This window comes from Pseudomonas sp. NPDC089422 (assembly GCF_044749405.1).
GTDB lineage: Bacteria > Pseudomonadota > Gammaproteobacteria > Pseudomonadales > Pseudomonadaceae > Aquipseudomonas.
The window spans coordinates 108,584-135,479 of record NZ_JBIVHW010000016.1 but is presented as its reverse complement, the minus strand read 5'-3'; the positions used below and the strand labels follow the sequence as shown (position 1 = coordinate 135,479).

The 26,896-nt window shown below is 64.9% G+C and carries 22 protein-coding genes and 1 pseudogene; 7 read left to right on the top strand and 16 right to left on the bottom strand.

Going from position 1 to position 26,896, the window contains the following annotated elements:
* Positions 1–2,328 (top strand): putative bifunctional diguanylate cyclase/phosphodiesterase, encoded by a 2,328-nt coding sequence (locus ACIPZ8_RS25380; RefSeq protein ID WP_400729168.1) that lies wholly within the window; start codon positions 1–3, stop codon positions 2,326–2,328.
* Positions 2,329–2,459: 131 nt separating this feature from the next.
* Entirely contained in the window at positions 2,460–3,440 is a 981-nt protein-coding gene (locus ACIPZ8_RS25375) for a tyrosine-type recombinase/integrase (protein ID WP_400729165.1), read from the top strand.
* Here ACIPZ8_RS25375 and ACIPZ8_RS25370 read toward each other — a convergent pair.
* Complete coding sequence (locus ACIPZ8_RS25370) at positions 3,430–4,539, bottom strand: SMP-30/gluconolactonase/LRE family protein (RefSeq protein ID WP_400729191.1); 1,110 nt, start codon at positions 4,537–4,539, stop codon at positions 3,430–3,432. The genes ACIPZ8_RS25375 and ACIPZ8_RS25370 overlap by 11 nt on opposite strands.
* 3 nt (positions 4,540–4,542) lie before the next feature.
* Positions 4,543–5,133: pseudogene (locus ACIPZ8_RS25365) on the bottom strand (SDR family NAD(P)-dependent oxidoreductase); the annotation flags it as partial.
* Between the two features lie 158 nt (positions 5,134–5,291).
* On the opposite strand from ACIPZ8_RS25365, the gene ACIPZ8_RS25360 reads away from it, so the two are divergent.
* Positions 5,292–6,308 carry a LysR substrate-binding domain-containing protein gene (locus ACIPZ8_RS25360; RefSeq protein WP_400729162.1) on the top strand — a complete coding sequence of 339 codons (1,017 nt, stop codon included), beginning with the start codon at positions 5,292–5,294 and terminating at the stop codon, positions 6,306–6,308.
* On the opposite strand, the gene ACIPZ8_RS25355 is transcribed toward ACIPZ8_RS25360, so the two are convergent.
* Together ACIPZ8_RS25355 and ACIPZ8_RS25350 are read right to left on the bottom strand one after the other, a co-directional pair.
* Positions 6,246–7,388, bottom strand: coding sequence for a glycerate kinase (locus ACIPZ8_RS25355; protein ID WP_400729159.1), 1,143 nt, complete (start codon positions 7,386–7,388; stop codon positions 6,246–6,248). The genes ACIPZ8_RS25360 and ACIPZ8_RS25355 overlap by 63 nt on opposite strands.
* 112 nt (positions 7,389–7,500) lie before the next feature.
* Positions 7,501–8,598 (bottom strand): sugar diacid recognition domain-containing protein, encoded by a 1,098-nt coding sequence (locus ACIPZ8_RS25350; RefSeq protein WP_400729156.1) that lies wholly within the window; start codon positions 8,596–8,598, stop codon positions 7,501–7,503.
* Positions 8,599–8,761: 163 nt separating this feature from the next.
* Here ACIPZ8_RS25350 and ACIPZ8_RS25345 point away from each other — a divergent pair, with 163 nt between their 5' ends.
* The 4 genes from ACIPZ8_RS25345 to ACIPZ8_RS25330 all read left to right on the top strand — a co-directional run bounded on the left by ACIPZ8_RS25345 (position 8,762) and on the right by ACIPZ8_RS25330 (position 14,102).
* Positions 8,762–10,090, top strand: coding sequence for an MFS transporter (locus ACIPZ8_RS25345; protein WP_400729153.1), 1,329 nt, complete (start codon positions 8,762–8,764; stop codon positions 10,088–10,090).
* Positions 10,091–10,236: 146 nt separating this feature from the next.
* Positions 10,237–11,757 carry an FAD-dependent oxidoreductase gene (locus tag ACIPZ8_RS25340; protein ID WP_400729150.1) on the top strand — a complete coding sequence of 507 codons (1,521 nt, stop codon included), beginning with the start codon at positions 10,237–10,239 and terminating at the stop codon, positions 11,755–11,757.
* Positions 11,758–11,837: 80 nt separating this feature from the next.
* A complete protein-coding gene (locus tag ACIPZ8_RS25335) occupies positions 11,838–12,848 on the top strand; it encodes an aldo/keto reductase (protein ID WP_400729148.1) in 1,011 nt (336 codons plus the stop codon).
* Between the two features lie 156 nt (positions 12,849–13,004).
* On the top strand, positions 13,005–14,102 hold the full coding sequence (locus ACIPZ8_RS25330) for an alkene reductase (RefSeq protein ID WP_400729145.1): 1,098 nt from the start codon (positions 13,005–13,007) through the stop codon (positions 14,100–14,102).
* 58 nt (positions 14,103–14,160) lie between these two features.
* Here ACIPZ8_RS25330 and ACIPZ8_RS25325 read toward each other — a convergent pair whose 3' ends face one another.
* The 12 genes from ACIPZ8_RS25325 to benA form a co-directional block, all read right to left on the bottom strand.
* Complete coding sequence (locus ACIPZ8_RS25325; RefSeq protein ID WP_400729143.1) at positions 14,161–15,141, bottom strand: LLM class flavin-dependent oxidoreductase; 981 nt, start codon at positions 15,139–15,141, stop codon at positions 14,161–14,163.
* A 99-nt stretch (positions 15,142–15,240) separates the two neighbouring features.
* A complete protein-coding gene (locus ACIPZ8_RS25320) occupies positions 15,241–16,152 on the bottom strand; it encodes a LysR substrate-binding domain-containing protein (RefSeq protein ID WP_400729140.1) in 912 nt (303 codons plus the stop codon).
* A 154-nt stretch (positions 16,153–16,306) separates the two neighbouring features.
* Positions 16,307–17,557 (bottom strand): OprD family porin, encoded by a 1,251-nt coding sequence (locus ACIPZ8_RS25315; protein ID WP_400729137.1) that lies wholly within the window; start codon positions 17,555–17,557, stop codon positions 16,307–16,309.
* A gap of 54 nt (positions 17,558–17,611) precedes the next feature.
* Positions 17,612–18,811, bottom strand: a complete 1,200-nt coding sequence (locus tag ACIPZ8_RS25310; protein WP_400729134.1) for a benzoate/H(+) symporter BenE family transporter — start codon at positions 18,809–18,811, stop codon at positions 17,612–17,614.
* A gap of 97 nt (positions 18,812–18,908) precedes the next feature.
* Entirely contained in the window at positions 18,909–19,823 is a 915-nt protein-coding gene (catA, locus tag ACIPZ8_RS25305; RefSeq protein ID WP_400729131.1) for a catechol 1,2-dioxygenase, read from the bottom strand.
* Between the two features lie 38 nt (positions 19,824–19,861).
* Complete coding sequence (gene catC, locus ACIPZ8_RS25300; RefSeq protein WP_400729128.1) at positions 19,862–20,152, bottom strand: muconolactone Delta-isomerase; 291 nt, start codon at positions 20,150–20,152, stop codon at positions 19,862–19,864.
* A gap of 18 nt (positions 20,153–20,170) precedes the next feature.
* Positions 20,171–21,292: a muconate cycloisomerase family protein gene (locus ACIPZ8_RS25295; protein WP_400729125.1), complete on the bottom strand. Its 1,122-nt coding sequence runs from the start codon at positions 21,290–21,292 to the stop codon at positions 20,171–20,173.
* A 29-nt stretch (positions 21,293–21,321) separates the two neighbouring features.
* Complete coding sequence (locus tag ACIPZ8_RS25290) at positions 21,322–22,644, bottom strand: MFS transporter (protein WP_400729123.1); 1,323 nt, start codon at positions 22,642–22,644, stop codon at positions 21,322–21,324.
* Between the two features lie 50 nt (positions 22,645–22,694).
* Positions 22,695–23,456 (bottom strand): 1,6-dihydroxycyclohexa-2,4-diene-1-carboxylate dehydrogenase, encoded by a 762-nt coding sequence (locus ACIPZ8_RS25285; RefSeq protein WP_400729121.1) that lies wholly within the window; start codon positions 23,454–23,456, stop codon positions 22,695–22,697.
* A 112-nt stretch (positions 23,457–23,568) separates the two neighbouring features.
* Entirely contained in the window at positions 23,569–24,582 is a 1,014-nt protein-coding gene (benC, locus tag ACIPZ8_RS25280; protein WP_400729118.1) for a benzoate 1,2-dioxygenase electron transfer component BenC, read from the bottom strand.
* 70 nt (positions 24,583–24,652) lie between these two features.
* Complete coding sequence (benB, locus tag ACIPZ8_RS25275) at positions 24,653–25,138, bottom strand: benzoate 1,2-dioxygenase small subunit (protein WP_261940019.1); 486 nt, start codon at positions 25,136–25,138, stop codon at positions 24,653–24,655.
* Positions 25,135–26,505: a benzoate 1,2-dioxygenase large subunit gene (gene benA / locus ACIPZ8_RS25270; protein ID WP_400729115.1), complete on the bottom strand. Its 1,371-nt coding sequence runs from the start codon at positions 26,503–26,505 to the stop codon at positions 25,135–25,137. Before benA ends, benB begins: the two co-directional genes overlap by 4 nt.
* Between the last annotated feature and the right edge of the window lie 391 nt (positions 26,506–26,896).

The window sequence follows — 26,896 nt, the reverse complement described above, 5'->3', positions numbered from 1 at the left end:
GTGATCGGTCGCTCTCTCTCCTCCACAGGCCTCCTGCGCTTGCTGATCCTGATGCTCTGTGCAGCCACCCTGACCTTCCTCTGGGGGCTGCACGTCACCCAGAAGGCCGCCTCGCGCCAGGCTGCACTGGCGGCCAAGGCGGCCGAGCATTTGAACCTGGCCAGTATCGTTGCCGAAAACCTGCGCCAGCTGGTCGACCGCGCCCAGGCCGTGGGCCGGGTGACCCAGGACGACATCAAGCACCTGCGCCAGGGCAGCCTGAGCCTGGCCCGGCTGCTGGCCGAGGACCCGGTGTTCAAGCGCATGAGCCTGTACGACCGCCAGGGTCGGCTGCTTTCTGCCAGCCACAGCGACGAAGCCGCGCAGCTGCCGACGGACTGGCTGCAGCAATTGAAGGTGCATGTCGCCCACTACGGTTTCAAACCTTTCCTGCCACGGATCGCCCACGATACTTCGCCACCGACCCTGCCCGACTGGCGCCTGCCCTTCCTGTTGCCCTTGACCGACCTGCCGGGCCGGGAGATAGACAACATACTCGTGGTGCAGCTCGACATTGGCTACCTGGCGGTCCTGTTCCAGCACATCGACCTTGGCGACAGCGGCTTGGTGCGCCTGATCCAGGAAGATGGGCAGGAGCGTCTGCGCATCGATACCCACGGCGTGGTGGTGGCAGGCGACAGCTTCGAACCGGACATGGCAGATGCCGACGATGCATCCGGGCAGTTGAGCCAATACGCGTCCGGGGTCCCTTACCAGAGCCTGTACCGGCGAGTGCCCGAGCGTGGCTTCAGCGTGGTGGTCAGCCAGCGTTACGACGAGATTCTCGCCCCGTCCACCCTGGCCTATTCGCGGCAGTTCTGGCTGAACCTGAGCATGACCCTGATGATCCTTGTCAGCCTGGCCTGGACCTTGCGCCTGCTGCGCAAGCGCCAGGAGGCGTTCAGCGCCCTGGAGCACGCGCAGCAGGTCAACCAGCAATTGATCGGCCGCCTGGAAGACGAACACCGGCGCAGCAGCCACGCCGCTGCCACCGACCACCTCAGCGGCCTGCATAACCGCCGCCAGTTCGTCGAAGTTGCCGGACAGGCGCTGACCCGGCAACGCGGCAAGCGCCGCTTGATGGCCATCCTGTTCATCGACATGGACCGTTTCAAATCGATCAACGACTCGCTCGGGCACAAGATCGGCGACCTGTTGCTGCAGGCGGTGGCCGGGCGCATCCAGCGCCTGCTCGAACCGGGCGACGAGGCTTCGCGCTTTGGCGGTGACGAGTTCGTCGTGCTGCTGGCAGGCGAGCGCAGTGAGGCGCAGATCAACAGCTGGGTGCGCACGCTGGTACAGAAGCTCTCGGCCACCTATGCCCTCGACGGCCAGGAGGTCAACACCAGCCCCAGTGTCGGGGTCAGCATCTGCCCGCGTGATGGCCAGGACATCGACAGCCTGATCCGCTGCGCCGATGCCGCCATGTACTCGGCGAAGCAGGCCGGGCGCGCCCAGTACCGCTTCTTCGACCCCTCGCTCAACCTTACCGACATCCACGCCTTCACCCTCGAACAAGCCTTCGGCACGGCCCTGAGCGAGCGCCAGTTCGTGCTGCACTACCAGCCGCAGATCCGCCTGGATAGCCACCGTGTGCTGGGTTATGAAGCCTTGGTGCGGTGGGATCACCCTGAATTCGGGCTGCTTTACCCAGACCGTTTCATCAGCCTGGCCGAACGCAGCGGCTTTATCATCGAGCTGGGTTGGGAGGTATTGCGCCTGGCCTGCGAAGAACTGGCCCGTTGGGATGCCCAGGGCCGTGAGGCGCGCCTGGCCGTGAATGTCTCGGCCATGCAGTTGCGCCAGGCCGACTTCAGCACCCGCCTGCTGGCCAAGCTGCAGCTGTATGGCATCAACCCGCAGCGCCTGGAGCTGGAGATCACCGAGACCACCATCCTCGACCCGGAAGGCACCGCCGTCGACCACCTGCATCGCCTGCGTGCAGCCGGCCTGGGCATCAGCCTGGACGACTTCGGCCGCGGCTACGCCGGCTTCGCGCACCTGCAGTCGCTGCCGCTGAGCAAGCTGAAGATCGACCGCTCGCTGATCGCACCGCTGTCCAACAGCTACGACGACAGCCCGATCGTGTCTTCGACCATCATCCTCGCCAAGCGCCTGGGCCTGGAAGTGGTGGCCGAAGGCGTCGAGACTCGCGAGCAGGTGGTGTGCCTGAAGCTCGCCGGCTGCGATATCGCCCAGGGCTATCACTTCAGCCGGCCATTATCGCCGGTACAGTTGCATGAGTACCCGCCCTTCAACGGTATCGAGGACAAACCATGCGTGGTGTGAAGACCCTGGCCGCGCTGTTGCTGGCCTACCGGTTGAGCTGGTGATTGCCGACTCCTACGAAAGCGTGGTGGAGGCCATCTTCTCCGGCGGCGCGGATATCGCCCGGGACAGGCGGAGCAATAAGCTTTATCGTGTCACGGTCTCACATCAACCTGCCAATCATGACCGACATCGAGCGCTACGTCCGCGCCGCCACCCGCGACAATACCCGGCGCAGCTACCAGGCCGCGATCGAACACTTCGAGGCCCATTGGGGTGGGTTCCTGCCGGCCACCGCCGACAGCATCGCCCGTTACCTGGCCGACCACGCCGAACAGCACGCGGTCAGCACCCTGCGCCAGCGCCTTGCAGCACTCAGCCAGTGGCACATCAGCCAGGGCTTCCCCGACCCGACCAAGGCGCCGTTGGTCCGCCAGGTGCTGCGCGGCATTCGCACCTTGCACCCGACGCCACCCAGGCAAGCCGCCCCGCTGTTGCTGCAACACCTGCAGGCAGCCGTGGAGCGCTTCGAAGCTGAAGCCACCCAGGCCCGCGAGTGCCACGACCTGCCAGCCCTGCGCCGCGCCCGGCGTGACACCGCCTTGCTGTTGCTGGGCTTCTGGCGCGGCTTTCGCGGCGACGAACTGGCGCGCCTGCGCGTGGAGCACATCCAGGCCGAAGCCGGCGTTGGCATCACCCTGTTCCTGCCGCGCAGCAAGGGCGACCGCGAAGCACTGGGCGTGCAGCACCGCACCCCGGCACTGAAGACGCTGTGCCCGGTCAATGCCTATCTGCAATGGATCGAGGTGGCGGGCATCGCCCACGGCCCGGTATTCCGCAAGCTCGACCGCTGGGGCAACCTCAGCGACACGCCGCTCAACAGCAACAGCCTGGTCGGCCTGCTGCGGCGCATGCTGGCACGTGCCGGCGTACCCGCCGCCCTGTACACCGGCCATTCCCTACGGCGCGGCTTTGCCACCTGGGCAACGGCCAATGGCTGGGAACTGAAGGCCCTGATGAGCTACGTGGGCTGGAAGGATGCGAAGTCGGCATTGCGCTATATCGATGCCGCACAACGCTTTGGCGAGCTGGCCGTGCTACCGGCCAGTCAGGTGCAGGCGCTCATTCCTTGAAGGGATAGCGTGCGATGCCACCCACCTCCGGGCGGATCGCATAAAGGTCGCCGGCATCCGGGTAATGCCGCAGTTGCGCCGGCGCCATGCCGACCCGTGCAGTGGTGATGTACAGGACATCCAGGTTCTCACCGCCGAAGCAGCAACTGGTCGGGCGCGGTACCGGCATCACCACTTGATCGGTCAAGTGGCCATGACGGTCATAATGCAGCAGGCAGCTGCCATTGAACTGACAGACCCACAGCCCGCCTTCCCGGTCCAGCGCAATGCCGTCCGGCCGGCCCAGTTCCGCAGGCGTCTCGGCGAACAGGCTGACCTGCTCCAGGCGCCCTTGAGCAAGGTACTCGGCGCGGTAGATCTTGCGCTCGGCGGAGTCGACGATGAACAACGTCTGGCCATCGGTCGACCAGGCCAGGCCATTGGGCAATGTCAGGCCGCAGTGGATCACCTCGTCATGGAGTTCGCCATCGAAGCGGAACAGTGCCCCGGTCTGGCCGCTCGGGGCCTCGTCCATCAGACCGGTGACGAAGCGCCCCTGCGGGTCGCAGGCGCCATCGTTGAAGCGATAGGTCGAGCGCGGATGCACGGGGACCGAGTACTGACGTATACGGCCGGAGGCCAGGTCGAGCAGCGCGGCGCTGGCGTCTTCGGTGAAGATCAGGTTGCCGCGGTCGGTCAGCGCCAGTGCGCCAATGCGTGCGGCCGACTCATACAGCCGCTCCACCTCGCCATCGGGCAGCAGCCGGTTGATGCGCCCGCCGGTGATATCGACGAAGTACAACGCCCCCGTCTGCGCATCCCAGACCGGGCTCTCACCCAGGTCGGCACGGGTATTGGCGACCTTCACCGGCAGGTAGTGGCATTCCTTGATGCGGCTCCAGCGCGCGGCGACTTCGGCCAGGCTGGCAGCCTCCACCCGCGCCAGGTCCTGCGGGTAGCTGACCCCGCTGTTCTCGCACAGCCGCGTGGCGGTGAACTGACCGTTGCTGGCCCGCAGGATATAGCCGGTGTCGTGGCACAGCGCACTGGCAAGGTACAGCACACCCGGGGTCACCCACTCGGGCTTGAGCTCTTGAGGTGCCTGGCTGATGCCCCACATGCGGGTCTTGGCCACCGGCGAGATCGCATTGACCAGGATGCCGTGCTCCAGCCCTTCCATGCTCAGGGCGTTCATGATGCCGACCTGGGCCATCTTGCCCGCCGCATAGGCGACCAGCCCCGGCTGGGCGTAACGCTGATACATCGCGCGGTCAGACGTAGTCAGCACGATGCGTGGTGCCGTTGAGCGCTTCAGGTGCTTCCAGGCATGCTTGGCCAGCCACACCGGCGCGTGCACGCTGATGCCCAGGGCGCGGTCGAGAAATGCCTGCTCCTGGGTCTCGATGCCCTGGTAGTCCACCCAGCCCGCGTTGTGGATGAGGATGTCCAGTGCGCCGAAGTGTTCGATGGCCAGCTCGACCAGTTGCCGGCAGGCGTCTTCATGTTCCAGCTGGCCGATGTGCGCGACCACGTCGAAGCCTCGGGCGCGCAGGGTTTCGAACGCAGCGCTGACGGCCGTGGGGTCCTGCCCCTCACCTGACCGATCGGTACCCAGGTCACTGATGACCACCCGGGCACCACGGGCTGCTAGCGCCATGGCGTAGTCCAGACCAAGGCCCTGGGCAGCACCGGTGACGATGGCGACTTTGCCCATGAATGGGTCTGTAATTGGCATTGTAGAGCCCTTCCGATTCTCCTTTTTACGATAACAACAAAAAAATCAATGACTTAATATTAAAAGCATGCAACTTTGATATCTCTGGGATATCACCGTCTTCCCGCCACCGCCCCGACTCGTCGAAGGAACAGGCAATGATCGAAACACGCTTGCTCAGGCAGTTCATTGCCGTCGCCGAGGAGCTGCACTTTCACAAGGCCGCCCTGCGCCTGCACATGGCGCAGCCGCCCCTGAGCCAGGCGATCAGCCGCCTCGAAGAAAAGCTGGGCTTCAGCCTGTTCCTGCGCAACAAGCGGGCGGTCAGGCTCACCGCCGCCGGCGTGGCCTTCCTGGAAACCGCCTACCGCACGCTCAAGGAACTGGAGCAAGGCATCGAGTACGCGCGCAACGTTTCCCAAGGCATCAGCGGCAAACTGACCATCACCGCCATCTCCATCGCCTACTACGCGTCGCTGCTCACCACCCTGAAGCAATTTCGCGAAACCTACCCGAACGTGCGGTTGACCATCCGCGAAATGCCCTCGGCCTCCCAGGCCAAGGCACTGCTGGCCGGGGAAGCGGACGTCGGCTTCATGCGCAAGCTGCCGCTGCCGGCAGACACCCTCGAATCACGCTTGATGCTCAGCGAGCAGATCGTCATGGCCTTGCCAGCCCACCATCCCGAAGCACGGCAGCCCGTGGTCGACTTGCGCAAGTTTGCCGAAGAGGATTTCGTCTTCACCCCGCAGGCGCTGGGCAGCGGCTATCACGGCCAGCTGATCGCCTTGTGCGAGTCGGCCGGCTTCTACCCCAGGATCGTCCAGGAGGCCGCGCAGATCCACACCCAGGTCGGGCTGGTGGCCTGCGGCTTCGGTGTCGCCCTGGTACCGGAATCGATCGCATACTCGAGCCTGCGCGACCGCGTGCAGTTTCGCCCGATCCGGCCGATCAAGGGCCAGCCCACGCCGAGCATGGGTTTGTACATGAACTGGAATACCGAGAACGCCTCGCCGGCGCTGGGCAGTTTCATTGCCATGCTCGAGCAGGGCGCGCCGCGGCGCTTTGCCGATACCCTGCAGTACCCGCTGATGCAGGAGGATTGCGACGTATCAGCGCTGCTGCCTGGCGCATTGCCAGACACGGGCGATATCACCGGCACGGTCCTGCAATAGCTGCGCAGCATTCGCGCACGCCTGCTCCAGGGTCATCGGCCCGTTGGCCAAGGCAAAGGCTGCGTCGATACCGTGGGCATACAGCTGTTGGTAGCCTTCGCCCAGCGTGCCCGCCAGCACCACTACGGGCACCCCGTGACGCTTGGCCACCCGGGCGACACCCATGGGTGTCTTGCCGCGCAGGGTCTGCGCGTCGAAGCGCCCTTCACCGGTAATCACCAGGTCAGCGCCTTGCACCAGGGCGTCCAGGCCAGCCAGCTCCGCGACCACTTCCACGCCCGGGCGGAAGCAAGCGCCCATGAAGGCCTTGGCGGCAAAGCCCATGCCCCCTGCCGCACCGCACCCCGGGAAGTCGCGCACGTCCTCACCCAGCAACTGCGCACAGTGGTCGGCAAAATGGCTAAGGGCCTGGTCCAGCGCCTGCACCTGCTCAGGGTTGGCGCCCTTCTGTGGGCCGAAGATCGCCGAAGCGCCATTGGCGCCACACAGCGGGTTGTCGACATCGGCAGCCACGTCGACCTGCACCTCGGCCAGCCGTGGGTCCAGGTCGCTGGCGTCGATACGGGCCAGCCGGGCCAGGGCCAGGCCACCCTCCTCCAGTGCTTTTCCATCGGCATCCAGCAGGCGCAGGCCCAGGGCGCGCAGCATGCCGCTGCCGCCATCGTTGGTGGCACTGCCGCCAATGGCCAGAACGATACGTTGCGCCCCCGCCGCCAGGGCGGCGGCGATCAGCTCGCCGGTGCCCCAGGTACTGCTGCGGCAGGCATCGCGCTGGCCGCTGGGGACCAGCTGGATACCGCTGGCCTGGGCCATCTCGATCACCGCAGTGCGGCTGTCTGCCAGCCAGCCCCAACCGGCTTCCACGCGCTGCCCCAGCGGCCCGCGCACGGTCAGCCGGCGCAGTTCGCCATGGCTGGCAGCAACGATCGCCTGCATGGTGCCTTCGCCACCATCGGCCATCGGGCATTCGACCAGTTCGGCAGCCGGCAGCGCCTCGCCCAGGCCGCGGGCGATGGCACGGGCGACACCGGCAGCGTCGAGGCTGTCCTTGAACGAGTCGGGGGCGATGACGATCTTCATGGGGATTCTCCTGTCCTGATGACGGGCATGCTGACAGCTGTCTGGCGCGGTGGCCTCGGTCGGATGCACAAAAGGCCGGCGGCGTTGTTTGGGCAAATGCCTTTGGCAGCGCTCAATCGGCCGGCAGTAGCTGCAGCCCCAGGTACAGGCTGAGCATGCCCTCCAGCCGCAACGGGTCTACTTCGCCCAGTTCGGCGATACGCTCCAGGCGGTAGCGCAGGCTGTTGCGGTGGATCCCCAGGGCATCGGCACAGGCCTGGCTCTGGCCATCGTGCGCGCACCAGGCGCGCAGTGTGGTCAGTAACTGGCCGCTGGCATCCCGGGCGCGAATGCGTTGCAGCGGCTCGAGCAGTTCATCCAGCGCGTCTTCATTGCGATGGCGCCAGAGCAAGGCGGGCAAGCGGTAGCGGCTTAGGCTCAGCAGCTGTTCCTTCGGCAGCACCTCGCGGCCGTAGGCCAACAAGTCACGCACCCGCCGGTAACCCCGGCGCAATTGCTCCAGGCTTTGCGCCGCGCTGCCCAGTGCCAGGCGTTCGACCTCCCAGCCGTGGCGCTGCAGGCGTTCGATCAGGCGTGTTTCATCCAGCACCAGCCCCGCCGGCCGGCACCACAGCAGCGACTCACGCGCCGGGCTGACGCACCAGCTTTCCGGATAGCGGCTCATCAACCAGGTCGACAGGGTTTCGGCAGGTGGCCCAGCGCGCAACTCGAACAGGCATGGGATACGTGGCAACTGCGGCTTCAGGCCCAACTGTTGCGCCTCATCCAGCAGCCGCGGTGAATCACCACTGCCGCCGAGCAGCAACGCCAGCAGGTCATCGCAACGCTGGCGCCGCCACTGCTGCTCGACCTGCAGATGGCGTTGCGCCAGGAGCATTTCGGCAGTCATGCGCACCAGCTCGCCGTAGGTGCGCAGTTGCTGCGGTTCGCCAGTCAGGCCGAGCACGCCGATCAGGCGCCCGTCGAGCATCAACGGCAGGTTCACCCCAGGCTGCACGCCCTTGAGGCATTTGGCCGCGTCGACGTCCAGCTCGACCACCCGGCCATTGGCCAATACCAGCTGCGCACCCTCGTGGCGGGTGTTGATGCGCTCCGGCTCGCCGCTGCCGAGGATCAGCCCCTGGCTGTCCATGACATTGACGTTGCAGGGCAGAATGGCCATCGCACGATCGACGATATCCTGCGCCAGGTCATGGTCCAGTTCGAACATTCAGCGATCCTTAATCGTGTCAGCTTTTGTACAGCGGCACAGTGCCATGCACGATAGCCTGTGCAAAAGCACAAAGACAGGCGCGCCGCTGTCCCCGAGACTCGTCAGGGCGAGCGCCGGCACAGGCGACGCGGCGACAACCATAACAACAGAGACCACGATCATGGCACACAGCCCTGCCCCTGACCAAGGCACCGATATCACCCGCAACGCGCTGTACCGGCGCATCACCCTGCGGCTGATCCCGTTCATTTTCATCTGCTACCTCTTCAACTACCTGGACCGCGTCAATGTCGGCTTCGCCAAGCTGCAGATGCTTGATGCACTGAAGTTCAGCGAAACCGTGTACGGCCTCGGCGCCGGCATCTTCTTCATCGGCTACGTGCTCTGCGGCCTGCCGAGCAACCTGGCGCTCAACCGCTTCGGCCCGCGGCGCTGGATTGCGGCAATGATGATCGCCTGGGGCAGCCTTTCGACCTGCCTGCTGTTTGTCACCACCCCTAGCGAGTTCTATACCCTGCGCCTGCTGACCGGCGCGGCCGAGGCGGGTTTCTTCCCCGGCGTGGTGCTGTACCTCTCGCGCTGGTTCCCGGCTGACCGCCGTGGCCGCATCATGGCCTTGTTCATGTCGGCGATCCCGGTGTCGGGCCTGCTCGGCGGACCGTTCTCCGGCTGGATCCTCGAACACTTCGCCGCTGGCCAGCATGGCCTGGCCGGCTGGCAGTGGATGTTCCTGATCCAGGGCCTGCCGACCGTCGCCCTCGGTGTGCTGGCCATCAAGCTGCTCAGCGATGGTTACCAGAAAGCCGCCTGGCTGAGCCCGGCCGAACGCCAACTGATCGCCACCGACCTCGAGGCAGACGCCGCCAGCAAGCCGAATACCGCCGGTGACAGCGTGATGGCCGTGTTGACCAACCCGCTGATCTGGACCTTCGGCTTCGTCTACTTCTGCATCCAGAGCGGGGTGTACGCGATCAACTTCTGGCTGCCGTCGATCATCAAGAACATGGGCTTCGACAACCCGCTGCTGATCGGCTGGCTCAGCGCCATTCCGTACCTGCTGGCCGGTGTGTTCATGATCCTCTGCGGCCGCTCGGCAGACCTGCGCAACGAACGGCGCTGGCACCTTGTAGTACCGATGCTGATGGGTGCCGTGGGCCTGCTGATCGCGGTCAACTTCGCCGGCAACCCGACCATCGCCATCCTCGGCCTGTCGATCGCCACCATGGGCGCCCTCACCGGCCTGCCGATGTTCTGGCCGATGCCGACCGCGCTGCTCAGCGCCAGTGCCGCGGTGGCGGGCCTGGCGATCATCAACTCGGTGGGCCAGATGGCTGGCTTCCTCAGCCCGTACCTGGTCGGCTTCATCAAGGACCAGACCGGTTCGACCGATGCCGCGCTGTACTCGCTGGCCGCGCTGATCGTATTGGGTAGCCTGGTGGCCCTGCGGGTTACCCGGGCGGGTGCGCTGAATACTGCACGGGCCAATTAAGGCAATCGCGGCGGCTCGGGGTACCGAGCCGCCGCGATAGAGGCAGATACAGGCAAAACCCCATACCCCACCGATCGTCAGATCAACGCATCCCCTTCCCGCCCCAGGCGTCAAATGGTTCCAAAGGCCCCCTTTGGAGAAGCCCCATGACCCAGCACGCCGTGGCCCGCCTCGAACAGCTCGAGCCCAGGCGCCCCTTGCGCGTCCAGGCCGGCAACGAAGACATGATCCTCGTCCGCCAGGGCGATCAGGTCCATGCCTACCAGGGCAACTGCCCGCACGAAGGTGCGCCGCTGGAAGAAGGCGTGATCTGCGGCGGCCTGCTGGTCTGCCCCTGGCACAAGGCTGCGTTTGCCGTCGATGAAGGTGCGGTATGCGAACCCCCGGCACTGACTGGCCTGCGCAGGTACCGGGCATGGGTCAAGGATGGCGAGGTATGGGTCGATGACCAACCCTTGCCACAGAGCGAGCCACCGCGACACAGCGATGCCCGCACCTTCGTGGTGATCGGTGCCGGTGCCGCCGGCTCGGCGGCGGTGGCCACGCTGCTCGACCACGGCTTCGGCGGGCACCTGATCTGGCTCGACCAGGAACGGCAGCCCGCTTACGATCGCACCGCCTTGAGCAAGTTCGTCATCGCCGGAGAGATGGCGCCCGACGAGGTGTCCGCCTTGCTGGAGCCCGATCAGCTGCGCAAGGGCAACCTTGACCGGCGCTTCGGCAAAGTACGGGCACTGGACGTGAAAAAGCGCCAGATCACCCTTGCCGACGGCCAGCACATCGACTACGACGCCGCCCTGCTGGCCACAGGCGGCAAACCGCTGCGCCCGGCACTGCCAGGTGTCGACCTGCCCGGCATCATGACCTTGCGCTCGCGCGAGGATGCCGCACGCCTGCTCGATGCCGCCGAACCTGGGCAGCCGGTGGTGATCGTCGGTGACGGGTTCATAGGCCTGGAAGCCGCCTCGGCACTGCGAAAGTATGGCGCGCAGGTGCATGTGGTCACGCGTCACGAAGTCCCGTTGGCCAAACAGCTCGGTGAGCGCATCGGTCGCTGTATTCGCCAACTGCATGAGCGCAAGGGCGTGATCTTCCATGGCCCGACCGAAGTCGAGCGCTTCCTGGGCGAAGACAAGGTCGAAGCTGTGCAATTGGCCAATGGCGAAAAGCTGATTACAGCCCTGGTGCTGCTTGGCACTGGCGTCAAGCCCGCTACTGCCTTCGTGCAGGGCGTGCCGTTGGCAAATGATCAGTCGCTGCCGGTCGATGCCCAACTGCATGCCGCCGCTGGTCTGTGGGCTGCAGGCGACATCGCCACCTTCCCTCATGCCGGCCGGCCGGTGCGCATCGAGCACTGGCGACTGGCCCAGCAGCATGGGGTGATTGCAGCGGCCAACATGCTGGGAGAACAGCGCCGCTACAGCGATGTGCCGTTCTTCTGGACCTACCAGCACGGGCGCACCTACGAGGTGCTGGGACACGCCCGGGACTGGGACCGCATCGAGTTCGTCGGGGAACCGGAAAAAGGTGATTTCATTGCCTTGCAGTGTGTCGGGGAGCAGGTCGAAGCGGTGGTGGCCAAGGGCTATTCGGACGCCATGGCGACGCTGTCACAACGGATGAAGCGGCCCTTGAGCCTGGACGAAGCCCTCGAACTGATTGGCTGATTCCATCGCCCCTGCGGCCTTTCAAACCCCGTCGGTTCTGTGTAAAACAACCGGATCATTCCCCGCAAAGGATACTCGGCATGATCTACCGTCCCCTGGGCCAATCCGGCCTGCAAGTCTCCGCCCTTACCCTGGGCAGCATGATGTTCGGCGAGCAGACCGGCACCGAGGATGCACTGCGGATCATCGACAAGGCCTGGGACCAGGGCATCAACTTCATCGACACCGCTGACGTGTACAACGCCGGCCGCTCCGAAGAGATCGTCGGCGAAGCGGTGGCGCGCCACCGCCAGGACTGGATCGTCGCCTCCAAGGTCGGCATGGGGCCCACCGATGGCCTGCCCAACCGCAGCGGGTTGTCGCGCAAGCACATCTTCAATGGCATCGATGCCACGCTGACTCGCATGCACCTGGACTACCTGGACATCTACTACCTGCACCGCGAAGACCACAAAGTGCCGCTGGAAGAAACCGTGCGAGCCATCGGCGACCTGCTGCAGCAGGGCAAGATCCGTTATTGGGGAGTGTCCAACTACCGCGGCTGGCGCATCGCCGAGATCTGCAACCTCGCCGAGCGCCTGGGGGTGGCCAAGCCGGTGGTGAGCCAGCCGCTGTACAACATCGTCAACCGCCAGGCCGAGCCCGAGCAGATGACCGCCGCCGCGTATCACGGCCTGGGCGTGGTGCCTTTCAGCCCGCTGGCCCGTGGCGTGCTCAGCGGCAAGTATGCGCCAGGAGCCGAGCCCGAGGCCGGCAGCCGTGCTGCGCGTCAGGACAAGCGCATCATGGAGGTGGAATGGCGCCAGGAATCACTGGCCATTGCCCGGCAGCTGCAGGATTACGCGCGGGCCAGGGGCGTTGGCCTGGTCGAGTTCGCGATTGCCTGGGTGCTCAACAGCCAGCTGGTCAGCTCGGCCATCGTCGGGCCGCGCACCGAAGCGCAATGGGATACCTATGGTGGGGCGCTGGAGGTGAAAATCACGGCAGAAGACGAGGCATTCATTGATTCGCTGGTGACGCCGGGGCATGCGTCGACGCCGGGGTTCAATGATGTGGCGCATTTTGTCAGCGGGCGGTTGGCTCGGCGCTGAGTGCTTTCCTGCACTGGCCTCTTCGCGAGCAAGCCCGCGAAGAGGCCGGTACAGGCTACATCCATTGGGGAGCTCTACGCCGGGGTCCCGGTCCCCCCTTTCCCCAATCATCCCGGTATCGTGCGCGCCATTGGTTTCCCTACCTCTGGAGCAACAATGAAACTCTTGCAACCCTTGCAGATCGGCCCCCTGACCTTGCCCAACCGCGTGTTCATGGCCCCGCTCACCCGCCTGCGCAGCCTGGAACCTGGCGACGTACCGACGCCAATGATGGCCGAGTATTATCGCCAGCGCGCCAGCGCCGGGCTTATCATCACCGAAGCCACGCAGATTTCCTTCCAGGCCAAGGGTTACTCCGGTTCGCCAGGCATCCACAGCGCCGAGCAAATCGCCGCCTGGAAGGTCGTGAACGAAGGCATCCACGCCGACGGCGGTCACAGTGCCGTGCAGGTCTGGCACACCGGCCGCGTTTCGCATACCTCGCTGCAACCCGACGGCGAAGCACCGGTCGCACCATCGGCCCTGCCGGCCAACGCCCGCACCACTCTGCGTGACGAACAGGGCAACCTGATGCGGGTGGAAACCTCCACCCCTCGGGCTCTGAGCGAAGACGAGATTGCCGCCATTGTTGCCGACTTCGGCCAGGCCGCCGTCAACGCCCGTGACGCCGGTTTCGATTTCATCGAGCTGCACGCCGCCCACGGCTACCTGCTGCACCAGTTCCTCACGCCCACTGCCAACCAACGCGAAGACCGTTACGGCGGTAGCGTGGAAAACCGTGCGCGTATCGTTCTGGAAGCCGTGGACGCGGCGATCGCCAACTGGAGCGCCGAGCGCATTGGCATCCGCGTGTTCCCGCTGGGCGGCTTCAATGGCGTGGACAACGGCGAGGACCAGGAAGCCGCCGGCCTGTACCTGATCAAGGAACTGGCCAAGCGCAACCTCGCCTACCTGCACCTCTCCGAGCCAGACTGGGCCGGCGGCAAACCGCTGCGTGACGAGTTCCGCGAGCAGATCCGTGCCGCGTACCCAGGTGTGATCATCGCTGCGGGGGCCTATACCGCCGAGAAAGGCGAAGACTTGATCGGCCGTGGCCTGATCGATGCCGTGGCCTTCGGCCGCAGCTACATTGCCAACCCGGACCTGGTGGAGCGGCTGCGCCTGCAGGCGCCGTTGAACGAACACCGGGCGCAGTTCGACTATGCCAATGGGCCTGAGGGGTATACGGACTATCCGTTCCTCAAGCAGGCCTGATGCTGAAAAGGGAGCCCGAAAGCTCCCTTTTTATTGCCTGCGAAGAGGCCAGTGAGGTTTAACGCAATTCGGCCAACGCCCGCGCCGCATAGGCATGCGAGCGCAACCTGGCCAATGGATCATGGATCCGACAGTCGATCATCAACTCATCCGCCCCGGTCTGCTCGATCAACGAGCGCAGCCCTTCCCGCACCCGCTCCGGCCCACCCGCAATGGTGCATGCCATCACTTGCTCCAGTACCGCACGTTCGTGCCCCGGCAAACTCTGCACATAGCCTTCCTGCGGCCTGGGCAGCAACCCGAAGCGCCCGACATGCAGGTCCAGCATCCACTTGCGGTGCGAGCTGGCCTGGTAATCGGCTTCGGCATCGCTGTCGGCGGCGAACAGGTTCACGCCCACCATCACATAAGGCTTGGCCAATTGCGCGGAGGGCTGGAAGTTGGCCCGGTAATGGGCGATCGCCTGCAGCAGGTAACGCGGTGCGAAATGCGAGGCAAAGGCATACGGCAGCCCCAGCTTCGCGGCCAGGTCGGCACCGAACAGGCTGGAACCGAGGATCCACACCGGCACATCGTGTGCGCCCGGCACACCGCGGACCTGGCGCTTGCCGTTGTCGGCCAGGTAGTCGCGCAGTTCGGCGATGTCCTGGCTGAAATCGCGCTCCGGCGCAGCACCGCGCAAGGCGCGTACGGTGGGCCCCGAGGTGCCGGGCGCACGCCCAAGGCCCAGGTCGATACGGCCCGGATGCAACGTGTCGAGGGTGCCGAACTGCTCGGCGACCACCAGCGGCGCATGGTTGGGCAGCATGATGCCGCCGGCACCGACGCGGATGTGCTGCGTGGCATTGGCGATTTCGTTGATCACCAGCGAAGTGGCAGCCGAACCGATGCCTGGCATGTCGTGGTGCTCGGCGATCCAGTAGCGACGGTAGTCATGCTGCTCGACGTGGCGAGCCAGCTGGCGGGATTCTTCGATCGCGTCGGCGAAAGTCTTGCCTTCGCCGATCATGACCAGATCCAGTACGGACAGGGCAGTCATGGGGTCTCCAGAGGGATTATCAGTGACGCCAGTTTCTGCGCTGCGGCGCCAGGGATAAACCCGGCTTCAGGCCCCACATAGGGGCCTGGCAGTCCCCAATCAGTCTTCCCAGGGTACGCCCTGCTCCCAGGTCGCTACCAACAGGTCGATGAACCCGCGTACCCGTGGCGACAGGTGCCGCTTGCTCGGATAAACCACACGGATCGGATCTGCTGGCGGGCGATAGTCATGCAGCACCTCCACCAGCGTACCAGCACGCAGGTCATCGCCAGTGATGTAGGTCGGCAAGTGAATGAGGCCAAAACCGGCCCGGGCGCCATCGAGCATCGCCTCGGAACTGTCGATGTTCAACCGCCCGGGCTCCTCGCACAGGTGCAGCCCTTCGTCGGTATGAAAGCGCCACGGCATCGACTTCTCGCCACTGAGGAAGGCGATCTTGTCATGCCCGTAGAGGTCCGCCGGCACCTGCGGTACGCCGTGCTGGTGCAGGTAATCGGGCGAGGCGCAGGTAACGAACTGCTGCCAGGCGACCGTGCGGGTCAACAGCTGCGAGTCTTCCTTGGGCGCGCCGATGCGCACGGCGACGTCCACGCCCTCCTCGACCAGATCGACAAAACGGTCGGTAAAGCGAATATCGGCGCGCAGCTCCGGCCATTGCTTGAGATAGGCATCCAGGATCGGCAGCACATGGCGCTGGCCGAACGATAATGGCGCGGTCAGGCGCAGGGTGCCAGTTGGCTTGCCCCGGCGCAGGGCCATGGTGCTCTCGACCTCGTCCAGGTCATCGAGAATCTGCCGCCAGCGCTCGAAGGCCACCTGGCCCTCGTCAGTCAGGCTCAGCTTGCGCGTGGTGCGGTTGAGCAGGCGCACCGCCATGCGCGCTTCCAGCCGGGCGATGCTCTTGCCGACCGCCGAGCGGGTCAGGCCAAGGCTGGCTGCCGCTGCGGTGAAGCTGCCGGCCTTCACGGCACTGACGAAGGCGGCGATGTCGCCGAAGCGGTTGGGTTCCATGGGTAGATCCTGAATCGGGTAGACCGCTTTAAATGGGTATGGATCCGTCGAATACAAGCGCAAGGCTGTCGGGACTGTACAGCGTGTGTCAGCAGATCGCTGAAACCTGCACCGGCCTATTCGCGGGAAAACCCACGAATAGGCCGGCAAAGACTCAGAACAACTGCCAGGTGTACACCAGCGTCAGCCGGTTCTCGTCGATATCACTGCGGTAGTTGGACCGCGCCATGGCATTGCGAACCCTGATGCCCAGCCCCTTGAGCACACCGCTCTGTACGGCATATCCAATATCCAGATCACGCTCGCGGTCCTTGCCTTCATACCCCTGGCCCGTGTCGACATTGTTGCCGGTGATATAGCGCACCGTCGCCGTCAGCCCCGGAACGCCTATCGCCGCGAAGTTGTAGTCATAACGCACCTGGTACGAACGCTCGTCGGTATAGGCGAACTCATAGGTTGGCACTTCGTTGCCCAACGGCGAGATATTGGCAAACACCCGTGGGAAAGGGCTGTCGCCATAGATGCCCTGGTAGCCGGCGCCGAAGCTGTGGCCGCCATGCCGGGCAGTGAACATCGAGAAAAACGCCTGGTTGTCGATCTTGCCCAGGAGCGCATCGCCATCCTCGTGGGCGGTGAAATAGCCCAGGTTGGCACTCAGCACCCAGTCCCCCACCGGCTTGCTGTGCTTCAGGCCAAGGAAACCCTGGTGGTAGATATCTTCAAGCTGCCCGTACCAGAGGCTGACGCTGCTCTGGTTGGCGTTGAACGCATAGTCACCCCCCACATAGCTGAAGGCATCACTCTCGGCCTGGCGCTGTGGCACATGGCCGAGCATGGCGTTCATCTTGCCATCGCCGCCCTCGTTGCGCAGGTGCGTGCTGGTCAGGTGCCCGGCCTGCACGGTCAACCCGTCGATTTCCGCCGAGCTGAAGCTGGTGCCCTGGTAGGTCGGCGGCAGCAGGCGGATATCACTGAAGGTCAGCACCGGCAGGTTGGGCTGCAATTCGCCCACACGCAACTCGGTCTTCGACAGCCTGGCCTTGAAGGTAGGGCCGAGGCGGCTGTACTCGTCGGCCGCGCGGCCATCGCCGTGCACCGGCAACAGGCCGGTGTTGACCCGGTCCGGGCTGCTGTCGAGCTTGATGCCGAGCAGGCCCAGCGCATCGACACCAAAGCCGACCGGGCCCGGCGTGTAGCCGGACTTGAAATCGAGGATGAAACCCTGGGCCCACTCCTCGGCCTTGGACTGCCGGTTAGCCCCGACGATGTCGGAGAAATCGCGGCTGAAGTAGTAGTTGCGAGCGCTGAGGCTGGCTTTGGCATCCTCGAAGAAGCCGCCTTCGGCAGCGAGCAAGGAAGGGCTGAGCAAGGTCAGCCCGATGGCGACGCAAGGGGTGTGGTTCATTCCGAAGCTCTCTTGATCTTGTTGTTATGGAAAAAGCGCGGGGAACACGGGAATTCAGAGGGTGCGGCGCAGCACCTCCCGAGGTTGCGGGCGGCGCAGGCGCAGCAGCCCATGGGCCAGCAGGCCGAACAGCAGGCCCCAGAACGCGGCCGACAGGCCCAGGAAGGACACCCCCGAAGCGGTGACCAGGAAGGTGAACAACCCGGCATCACGTTCGCCGGGTTCGGCCAGGCTGCGCGCCAGGGCCTCGCTGATGGCGCCGTACAGGGCAAGCCCGGCGAGCGCGGCGATCAAGGCGGCGGGAAACGCGGCGAACAGCGACATCAACGTCGCCCCGGCAATCCCCAGCAGCAGGTACAGGGCACTGCCGGCGACCGCCGCGATGTAACGCCGGCGCGGGTTTTCATGGGCTTCATGCCCGGTACACAGGCTGGCGGTGACGGCCGCAAGGTTCAGGCCATGGCAACCGAACGGCGCAAGCAGCGCGCCGGCCAATGCGCTGGCACTGATCAGCGGGCTGGCCGGCGTGGCGTAGCCTGCGTTGCGCAACACCGCCATGCCCGGCATGAACTGTCCGGTCAGTGCGACCAGCACCAAGGGCAACGCCAGACTGAAGGTTGCCGCCAGGCTGAACTGTGGGGTAATCCAGTACGGCGAGGCCAGTTCCAGCACCAGGGCCTCGCTGCGAAAGGCACCACTGGCCACGGTCACCATGGCGCCGACACCCAGCACTGCAGCCACGGCGTAGCGCGGTTGCAGCCTGCGCATCAGTACGTAGGTCGCGAACATCGCCAGCACCAGCAGCGGTTGCACCGGCAGTGCTCGGAACACCTCGGTGCCGAAGCTGAACAGGATGCCGGCCTGCATGCCAGCAGCGATAGAGCCAGGCAGGTGCGCAATGATGCGATCGAAGGCCCCGCTGATGCCGATCAGCAACAGGACCAGGTTGGCGACCAGGTACGCACCCACCGCCTGCTCAAGGCCAAGTTGGGGCAAGGCGGTGACCAGCAGTGCCGAACCCGGGATCGACCAGGCGATCACCACCGGCACCTGGTAATGCAGGCTGAGCACCGCACCGAGCACGGCGCTGCCCATGGACACGGCCCAGACCCAGGACGACAGCATGCCGTGGGACAGGCCGGCGGCTTCGGCGGCATGGAAGATGATCACCAGTGGGCCGGCGTAGGAAATCAGGGTCGCGATGCAGCCAGCGACCAGGGCTGACAGGGAGCAGTCCTTGATCAGGGTTTTCATGAGGCGTCTCGCAAGGCTTCGGCCGGCCTTGGTGGCTGGCTCTTGTTATGTGTTGCCTTCTTCGCGGGCTTGCCCGCGAAGAAGCCAGCGCGGTCTATCAGGCCTCCTGCAACGCTCGCGGCCGCCCGCTGCGCTGTTCGTCCTCGGTCCCGTGCGCCTTCTGCAGCTGGAAGTCGAACTTCAACTCGGCATGGCGACCCTCTGCCCCTTCATGGAACACCACCTCGCCCACCAGCCCGTCACGGGTGGCGTAGGCAAAGTCATCCCACAGGTACTTGTCCCCGGCCAGGTTGATCTGGGTGGTCAGGTGGCGGTGCCCCGGTGCCGAAATGAAGAAGTGCACATGCGCCGGACGCTGGCCGTGACGGCCAAGCAGGTCCAGGCATTCCTGGGTCGGGCCCTGCGGGTCGCAGCCATAGCCCGAAGGCACGATGGAGCGTGCGCGATAACGGCCTTCGGCATCGGTGACGATGCGTCGGCGCAGGTTGTACGCCGACTGGCTCTGGTCGAAGAACGAGTAGGTGCCACGGGTATTGGCATGCCACAGGTCAACGATGGCCCCGGCCAGCGGCTGGCCTTGCGGGTCGAGCACCTGGCCCTCGAGCAGCATGACGGTCGCCACGCCCTCTTCGCTGCCATCGTCCATGCGCACTTCACCTTGGGCAAGCGGTGCGCCGGCCACGTACAGCGGGCCTTCGATGGTGCGCGGGGTGCCGCCGGTGAAACCGGCTTCGGCATCCTTGGCGTCCTGCAGCAGGTCGAGGAAATGCTCGATGCCCAGGCCGGCCACCAGCAGCCCGGCCTCACCGCGCCCACCCAGGCGGTTGAGGTAGTCGACGGCATGCCAGAACTCGTCCTCGGTGATTTCCAGGTCTTCGATCAGGCGTGCGGTGTCCTGCAGCACGCGCTGGATGATGCGCTTCAGGCGTGGGCTGCCCTCATCATTGCCAAAGCCGGCGGCTTCATCGAAGAACTTCTGGATATCGGCAGTGTGGGAAATCTTCACGGTCATGATGGTTACCTCATCTTGTTCTTGTGCAAAGGGTTGAATCAGCGGTCATCGCTGTGGATCGACGACGGGTGGCGGCACAGGCCGCCGATCTCGATGTCCATGTACGGGAACAGCGGCAGCTGCATCAGCGTGTCGTGCAACGCCTCGACGCTTTGCACGTCGAACACGCTGTAGTTGGCGTAGTGCCCGGCGATGCGCCACAGGTGGCGCCAAGTGCCCTGGCGCTGCAGGCGCTGGGCCAGTTCCTTCTCGTCGGCCTTCAGCTGCGCGGCCTTGGCCGGGTCCATGTCGACTGGCAGCCTCACGGTCATCTTCACGTGGAACAGCATGTTGTTTTCTCCTAGGTGTCAGCGGCGGGCAAAGCGCGCCAGGCGGGTTTCGTCGAGGGTCAGGCCCAGGCCCGGGCTGCGTGGCACGTGCAGCTGGAAGTCGTGGTACTGCGGCGGCTCGTTGACGATCTCTTCGGTCAGCAGCAGCGGCCCGAACAACTCGGTACCCCAGGTCAGCTGACGCAAGGTGAGGAAGGCATGGGCCGAGGCCAACGTCCCGATCGAGCCTTCGAGCATGGTCCCGCCGTACAGGGCGATGCCGGCCGCTTCGGCGATCTGTGCGGTGCGCAGCACGGCGCGCGGGCCGCCGTTCTTGGCGATCTTCAGGGCGAAGATGCTGGCCGCGCCGTCGGCGGCCAGGCTGAAGGCGTCCTCGACGCTCTCGATGGATTCGTCGGCCATGATCGGCGCCGGGCTGCGCTGGTTCAGGCGCACCTGGCCGCCACGGTTGATGCGCGCGATCGGTTGTTCGATCAGGTCGATGCCGTTGTCGCCGAGCACTTGGCAGGCGCGGATGGCTTGCGATTCGTCCCAGTACTGGTTGACGTCGACCCGCACGCTGGCGCGCTCGCCCAGCTCGCGCTTGATCGCCACCACGTGCTTCAAGTCCTGCTCCAGCGGGTTGGCGCCGATCTTCAGCTTGAACACACGGTGCCGGCGGATCTCCAGCATGTGCTCGGCCTCGGCGATGTCGCGGGCGGTGTCACCGCTGGCCAGGGTCCAGGCCACTTCCAGGCTGTCGCGCACGCGCCCGCCGAGCAGTTCGCTGACCGGCAGGCCAAGGCGCTTGCCCTGGGCGTCGAGCAAGGCGCTTTCAAGGCCGGACTTGGCGAAGGTGTTGCCCTTGGCCAGCTTGTCGAGCTTGAGCATGGCGGCGTTGATGTTGTCCGCTGGCAGCCCGACCAGCGCGGGCGCCAGGTGTGCGTCGATGTTGGCCTTGATGCCTTCGGGGCTCTCGTAGCCGTAGGCCAGGCCGCCAATGGTGGTGGCCTCGCCGATGCCTTCGACGCCGTCGCTGCAGCGCAGGCGCAGCACCACCAGGGTCTGCTGCTGCAGGGTGTGCATCGCCAGCTTGTGCGGGCGGATGGTCGGCAGGTCGACGATGATCGCGTCGATGCGCTCGATGGTCGGGCTTGTCATGCAAAAGCTCCAGTTCAGTCAGTGAATAATCAGGCCGTCGCCAAATGGGCCTGGCGCCGGCCGCTGGCCAGGTGCACGGCCATGGCCAGCGCGGCGATCGCACCAGGGATGGCGAAGGCGATGAAATTGAGTTGCAGCGGCAGGTTGATGCCCATCAACGCACCGCCCAGCAGCGGGCCGACGATGGCACCGTTGCGGCCAATGCCCGACGCCCAGCCAAGGCCCGTGGAGCGCACCGACAGACCGTAGAGCTGGGCAGCGCCGGCATACAGCAGGATCTGCGTGCCGATGGTGGTGGCGCCGGCGATGAAGATCAGCAGGTAGAGAACGGGCATCGGGCTGTTGACGCCAAGCAGGCTGATCGACAGCGCCGCCGCGATGAAGAAGGCCACCTTGACCTTGACCAGGTTGTAGCGGTCGCCCAACCAGCCGCCGAGAATCGCCCCGGCCATGCCGCCGAAGTTCAGGGCCAGCAGGAACGACAGGCTCGACCCCAGGCTGTAGCCGGCGTTGGCCATCAGTTTCGGCAGCCACGAGCTCAGCGCATAGACCATCAGCAGGCAGCAGAAGAACGCCAGCCACAGGGCCAAGGTGCGGATGGCCAGGCCGTTGCGGAACAGTTCCACCACCGAGCTGCCGCCCGCTTTTCTGTCGCTCGCCTGCAGCGCGTCATCCGCCTGCACATCGCAAGCCGGGTCCAGGCGCTTGAGCAGCTTGCGCGCTTCTTCGGTACGCCCCTGGCGCACCAGGAAGCCGATGGATTCCGGCAGGTAATAGAGAATCGCCGGCAACAACAGCAGCGGCACTGCAGCGGCAAAGAACATCGACTCCCAGCCAAAGCGCGGCAGCATGAAGATGCCGACACCTGCCGAGAGCATGCCGCCCAGCGAGTAACCGCTGAACATGATCGCCACCAGCGTGCTGCGCACGCGCTTGGGCGCGTATTCGTTCATCAGCGCCACGGCATTGGGCATCAGGCCGCCGCAGCCGAGGCCGGCGATGAAGCGGTAAATACCGAACTCGCTGGGGCTGCTGGCAAAGCCGTTGAGGATGGTCGCCCCGGAAAACAAGGCAAAACAGATGGCGATCCCTTTCTTGCGCCCGATGCGGTCGGCCAGGCTGCCGAACGCCAGGGCGCCGAACATCATGCCGAACAGCGCGTAGCTGCCCAGTGCACCGGCCTGCAACGGCGTCAGGCCCCACGCTTTCATGATCGCCGGCAGTACCACGCCGTAGATGAACAGGTCGTAGCCGTCGAAGATCAGCAGCAGGCCGCACAGGGCCATGACCCTCCAGTGGAACGGTGTGAAGCGAGCGTTATCGATGATCGGGTGTACATCCAGGGTTCGCATGGCATCTGTCTCTCTTGTTGTTGTTTTGGAGGAACGCTTTGCCTGGGGGATCAGCCGAGGTCACCGCCCCCCACCGGCAGCGTCACGCCGGTGATGTAGGAAGCCTCGTCGGAGGCCAGGAAGAGGATCGCGCCGACCTGCTCGTCGATGCTGCCGTAGCGGTGCATCAGGCTGCTGTCGAGGGTCTGGTCGACGATCTGCTGGTACCAGGCCTTGTCCTGCTCGCTCTGCTCGCTGTTGTTGCGCGGCACCCGGCGCGGGGGCGCTTCGGTACCGCCGGGCGCGGTGGCGTTGACGCGGATGCCGCGGCCGGCAGTTTCGAAGGCCAGGCACGCGGTGAGTGCGTTGACGCCGCCCTTGGCCGCGCCGTAGGGCACGCGGTTGACGCCACGGGTGGCGACCGACGAGACGTTGACGATGGCGCCGCTGGCGCGTTCGAGCATGTACGGCAGTGCCGCGTGGCAGCACCACAGGGTCGGGAACAGCGAGCGGCGTACTTCGGCCTCGATCTGGTCCACTTCATAGTGCTCGAAGGGCTTGGCCCAGATGGTGCCGCCGACATTGTTGACCAGGATGTCGAGGCGGCCGTAGGTTTCCACCGCCGTGGCCATGACCCGGGCGCAATCGGCATGCAGTTCGAGGTCGGCGGTGAGGGTCAGCATGCCCTCCCCGGCCAGCTCGTGGACCAGCTCGGAACGGTCCACCGCCACCACCTGCGCGCCTTCGGCCTTGAGCCGCCAGCACACGCCACGGCCAATGCCCTGGGCAGCGCCGGTGACCAACGCGACTTTGTTGTGGAATCGGTTATTCATGTCGATCTCCTTTCAATCCGAAATTGCCGGGAGGGCGCTGCCCCAGCAATCCGGCAGTCAAATAAAAGGAGGCCACCGTCACCCGCACGATGCCGGCGGCCCCAAAGGAAACTCAGGCCGCAGCCGCCGCAAACTTCTCGTAGTAGAAATTCGCCGGGTTGATGTCCTGATCGCGCAGATACTGGCTCACCGCCTCGACCATCGGCGGCGGCCCGCACAGGTACACATCGACGTCGCCGTCATTGAGGTGCTGCGGCGCAATGTGCTGGGTCACATAGCCCTTCTGCGGGTACTGGCTGTCGGGGTTGGCCACGCAGGCACTGAAGGTGAAGTTGGGAATGCGGGCGGCCAGCGCCTGCAGGCGGTCCAGCTCGACCAGGTCGAAATCGTTGGTCACCCCGTAGATCAGGTGCAGCGGGTGTTCGCTGCCCTGCTCGGCAATCTTCTCCAGCATTGCCGTGAACGGCGCCAGGCCCGTACCACCGGCCAGCAGCAACAGCGGGCGCTGGATCGGCCGCAGGTAGAAGCTGCCCAGGGGGCCGGCCAGGCTCATGCTGTCGCCAGCCTTGGCCAGGCTGGTGAGAAAGCTGCTCATCAGGCCGCCCGGCACGTTGCGGATCAGGAAGCTGACCTCACCGTCCTTCTGCAGCGAGCTGAAGGAATAGGCGCGGCTCTGGTCGCTGCCCGGCACCTTGAGGTTGACGTACTGCCCCGGCAGGAACGCCAGGCGGTTCAGTGCCTCGCCCTTGATCGACAAGGCGATGGTGCTGGCCGACAGCTGGCGCACATCGCTGATGGCGGCCTCGAAGCTGGCCTGCTCGGTCTTGCACAACTGCGACGAGGCCGGGATGCGCACCACGCAATCGCTTTCGGCGCGCATCTGGCAGGTCAGTACGTAACCCTCGGCGATTTCGTCCTCGCTCAAGGCGTCTTCAATGAAGTTGTCGCCCAGGTCGTAACGCCCGGACTCGGCCTTGCACTTGCAGGTACCGCAGGCGCCATCGCGGCAGTCCAGCGGGATGTTGATGCCCTGGCGGTAGGCGGCGTCGGCTACGGTTTCATGGCCGCTGGCCTCGATGAAGCGGGTCACCCCGTCTTCGAAATTAAGCGCGATCTGGAAGCTCATGTTGCACCTCGCGGGCGAGCCTGGCCGCGGCGCGCCAAATGGCACGCCGAGCGGCTCGCGTTACCTCGGATCAGATGTGGTAGATGTCGATGACCTGACGCACGTAGTCGTTCTTCAGCACCACCTTCTTGGCCTTGATCAGCGGCTGCTCGCCGCGCAGGTCGAGGGTGTAGAAACTGGTGCCGAAGTAGCTGTCGGTGGTCTTGTAGCGGAAGCTCAGGGTGTGCCAGTTGAAGCGCACCTGGCAGCTGCCTTCGCCCTGTTCGACGATCTCGATGTTGCTGATGTTGTGCGAGGTGCGGGTGTCCGGCACAGTCGCACTGGAGCGCTCGGTCTTGATGCGGAACACGCGGTCTTCGAGGCCGCCACGGTTGCCGTACCAGATCAGCGAGATCTCGCTCTGGGGGTCTTCGGTCAGGGTGTCGTCATCGTCCCAGGACGGCATCCAGAAGGTCGCGTCGCTGGCGTACAGCTCCAGCCACTGGTCCCACTGGGCATCGTCCAGGTAGCGCGCTTCGCGGTAGAGAAAGTCGCGCACGGTGTCATGCAGGCTCATTGCACGGCCTCCACGGGGATCAGCTGGGTTTCCTGTTGATGCTCCTGTTTCAGCGCTTGGATCATGGTGTCCTGCCAGTACTTGTGCTGCAGCACGAACAGGCCTTCGTCCTCGGTACGCACGCCCGACAGCAGCGGCTTGAGCTCGATTTCCTTCGCTGCGTCATCGGCACCTTCGACCCAGTGCTGCGCACCACGGGACATGTCGTTCCAGCCAGTGCCGCCGCCGTAGCCGGTCTGGCAGGAGCGGAACTCTTCCAGGTCATCCGGGGTGGCCATGCCACTGACGTTGAAGAAGTCTTCGTACTGGCGGATGCGCTTGGCCCGGGCATCGGCGCTCTCGCCCTTCGGCGCGATGCAGTAGATGGTGATTTCGGTCTTGTTCACCGAAATCGGCCGGGCGATACGGATTTGCGAACTGAACTGGTCCATCAAATAGACGTTGGGGTACAGGCACAGGTTGCGCGAGTTCTCGATCATCCAGTCGGCGCGGGCCTGGCCGAAATCGGCGGCCAGTTGGTCGCGGCGCTCGAAGGCCGGGCGGTCTTCGGGGTTGGCCCAGCGGGTCCACAGCAGCAGGTGGCCGTGGTCGAAGGAATAGAAACCACCGCCCTGCTTGGCCCAGGCGCCGGCACTCATGGTCTTGATCTCGTCACCCGCTTCGCGCTGCTTGCGCTGGTTCTGGGTAGCGGCGTAGTTCCAGTGCACGGAGCTGACGTGGTAGCCATCGGCGCCGTTCTCGGCGGTGAGCTTCCAGTTGCCTTCGTAGATGTACGAGCTGGCACCGCGCAGCACTTCCAGGCCTTCCGGGGACTGGTCGACGATCATGTCGATGATCTTGGCGGACTCGCCGAGGTGCTCGACCAGCGGCTTGACGTCGGCATTCAGGCTGCCGAACAGGAAACCACGGTACGACTCGAAGCGGGCGACCTTGGTCAGGTCATGGGAGCCGTCGCAGTTGAAGCTGTCGGGATAGCCGGCGTTGCTCGGGTCTTTGACCTTGAGCAGCTTGCCGCTGTTGTTGAAGGTCCAGCCGTGGAACGGGCAGGTGTAGCTGGAGCGATTGCCGCGCTTGTGCCGGCACAGCATGGCGCCGCGGTGGCTGCAGGCGTTGAGGAAGGCATTGAGTTCACCGTCCTTGTTGCGCGCGATAAAGATCGGCTGACGCCCCATGGTCAGGGTGAGGAAGTCGTTCTTTTCGGGGATCTGGCTTTCATGGGCCAGGTAGATCCAGTTGCCCTCGAAGATGTGCTTCATCTCCAGGTCGAACAGGCGCGGGTCGGTGAACATCTCGCGTTTGCAGCGATAGACGCCAGTTTCGCGATCGTCCTCGAGCATGGCATTGAGGTAGTCGAATCCCAGGGACATGGCCAGGGTCTCCATTGTTATTGTTCAGACCGGGTCAGGTTAGGGTTTGCCCTGGGGCGGCAATATCCATCGTGTGCAGAGTGCTATCCGTTTTGTGCAATTATCGGCGCGATAGCATTTATCCATTGAACAGTGCACAGCGCCTGAAGTAAGCTCGGGCTCATTCACTGGAGAGCAACATGCCGAAACACACCCGCAACCACGCCAACCACACCGGTCGCACCCTGCGCCCTGTGCTGGCCGTTGCCGGCTGCCAGGCTGCTGCCAGCTATTACTTTGGGTATTGGTTTAGCCACTAGGCGCCGATACCCACCCGGCGCCCACCTTCGAGGGGCCGCCGAACATGAGAATACTCAAACCCCCGGTCGGCTCCCCGACCGGGGGTTTTGCT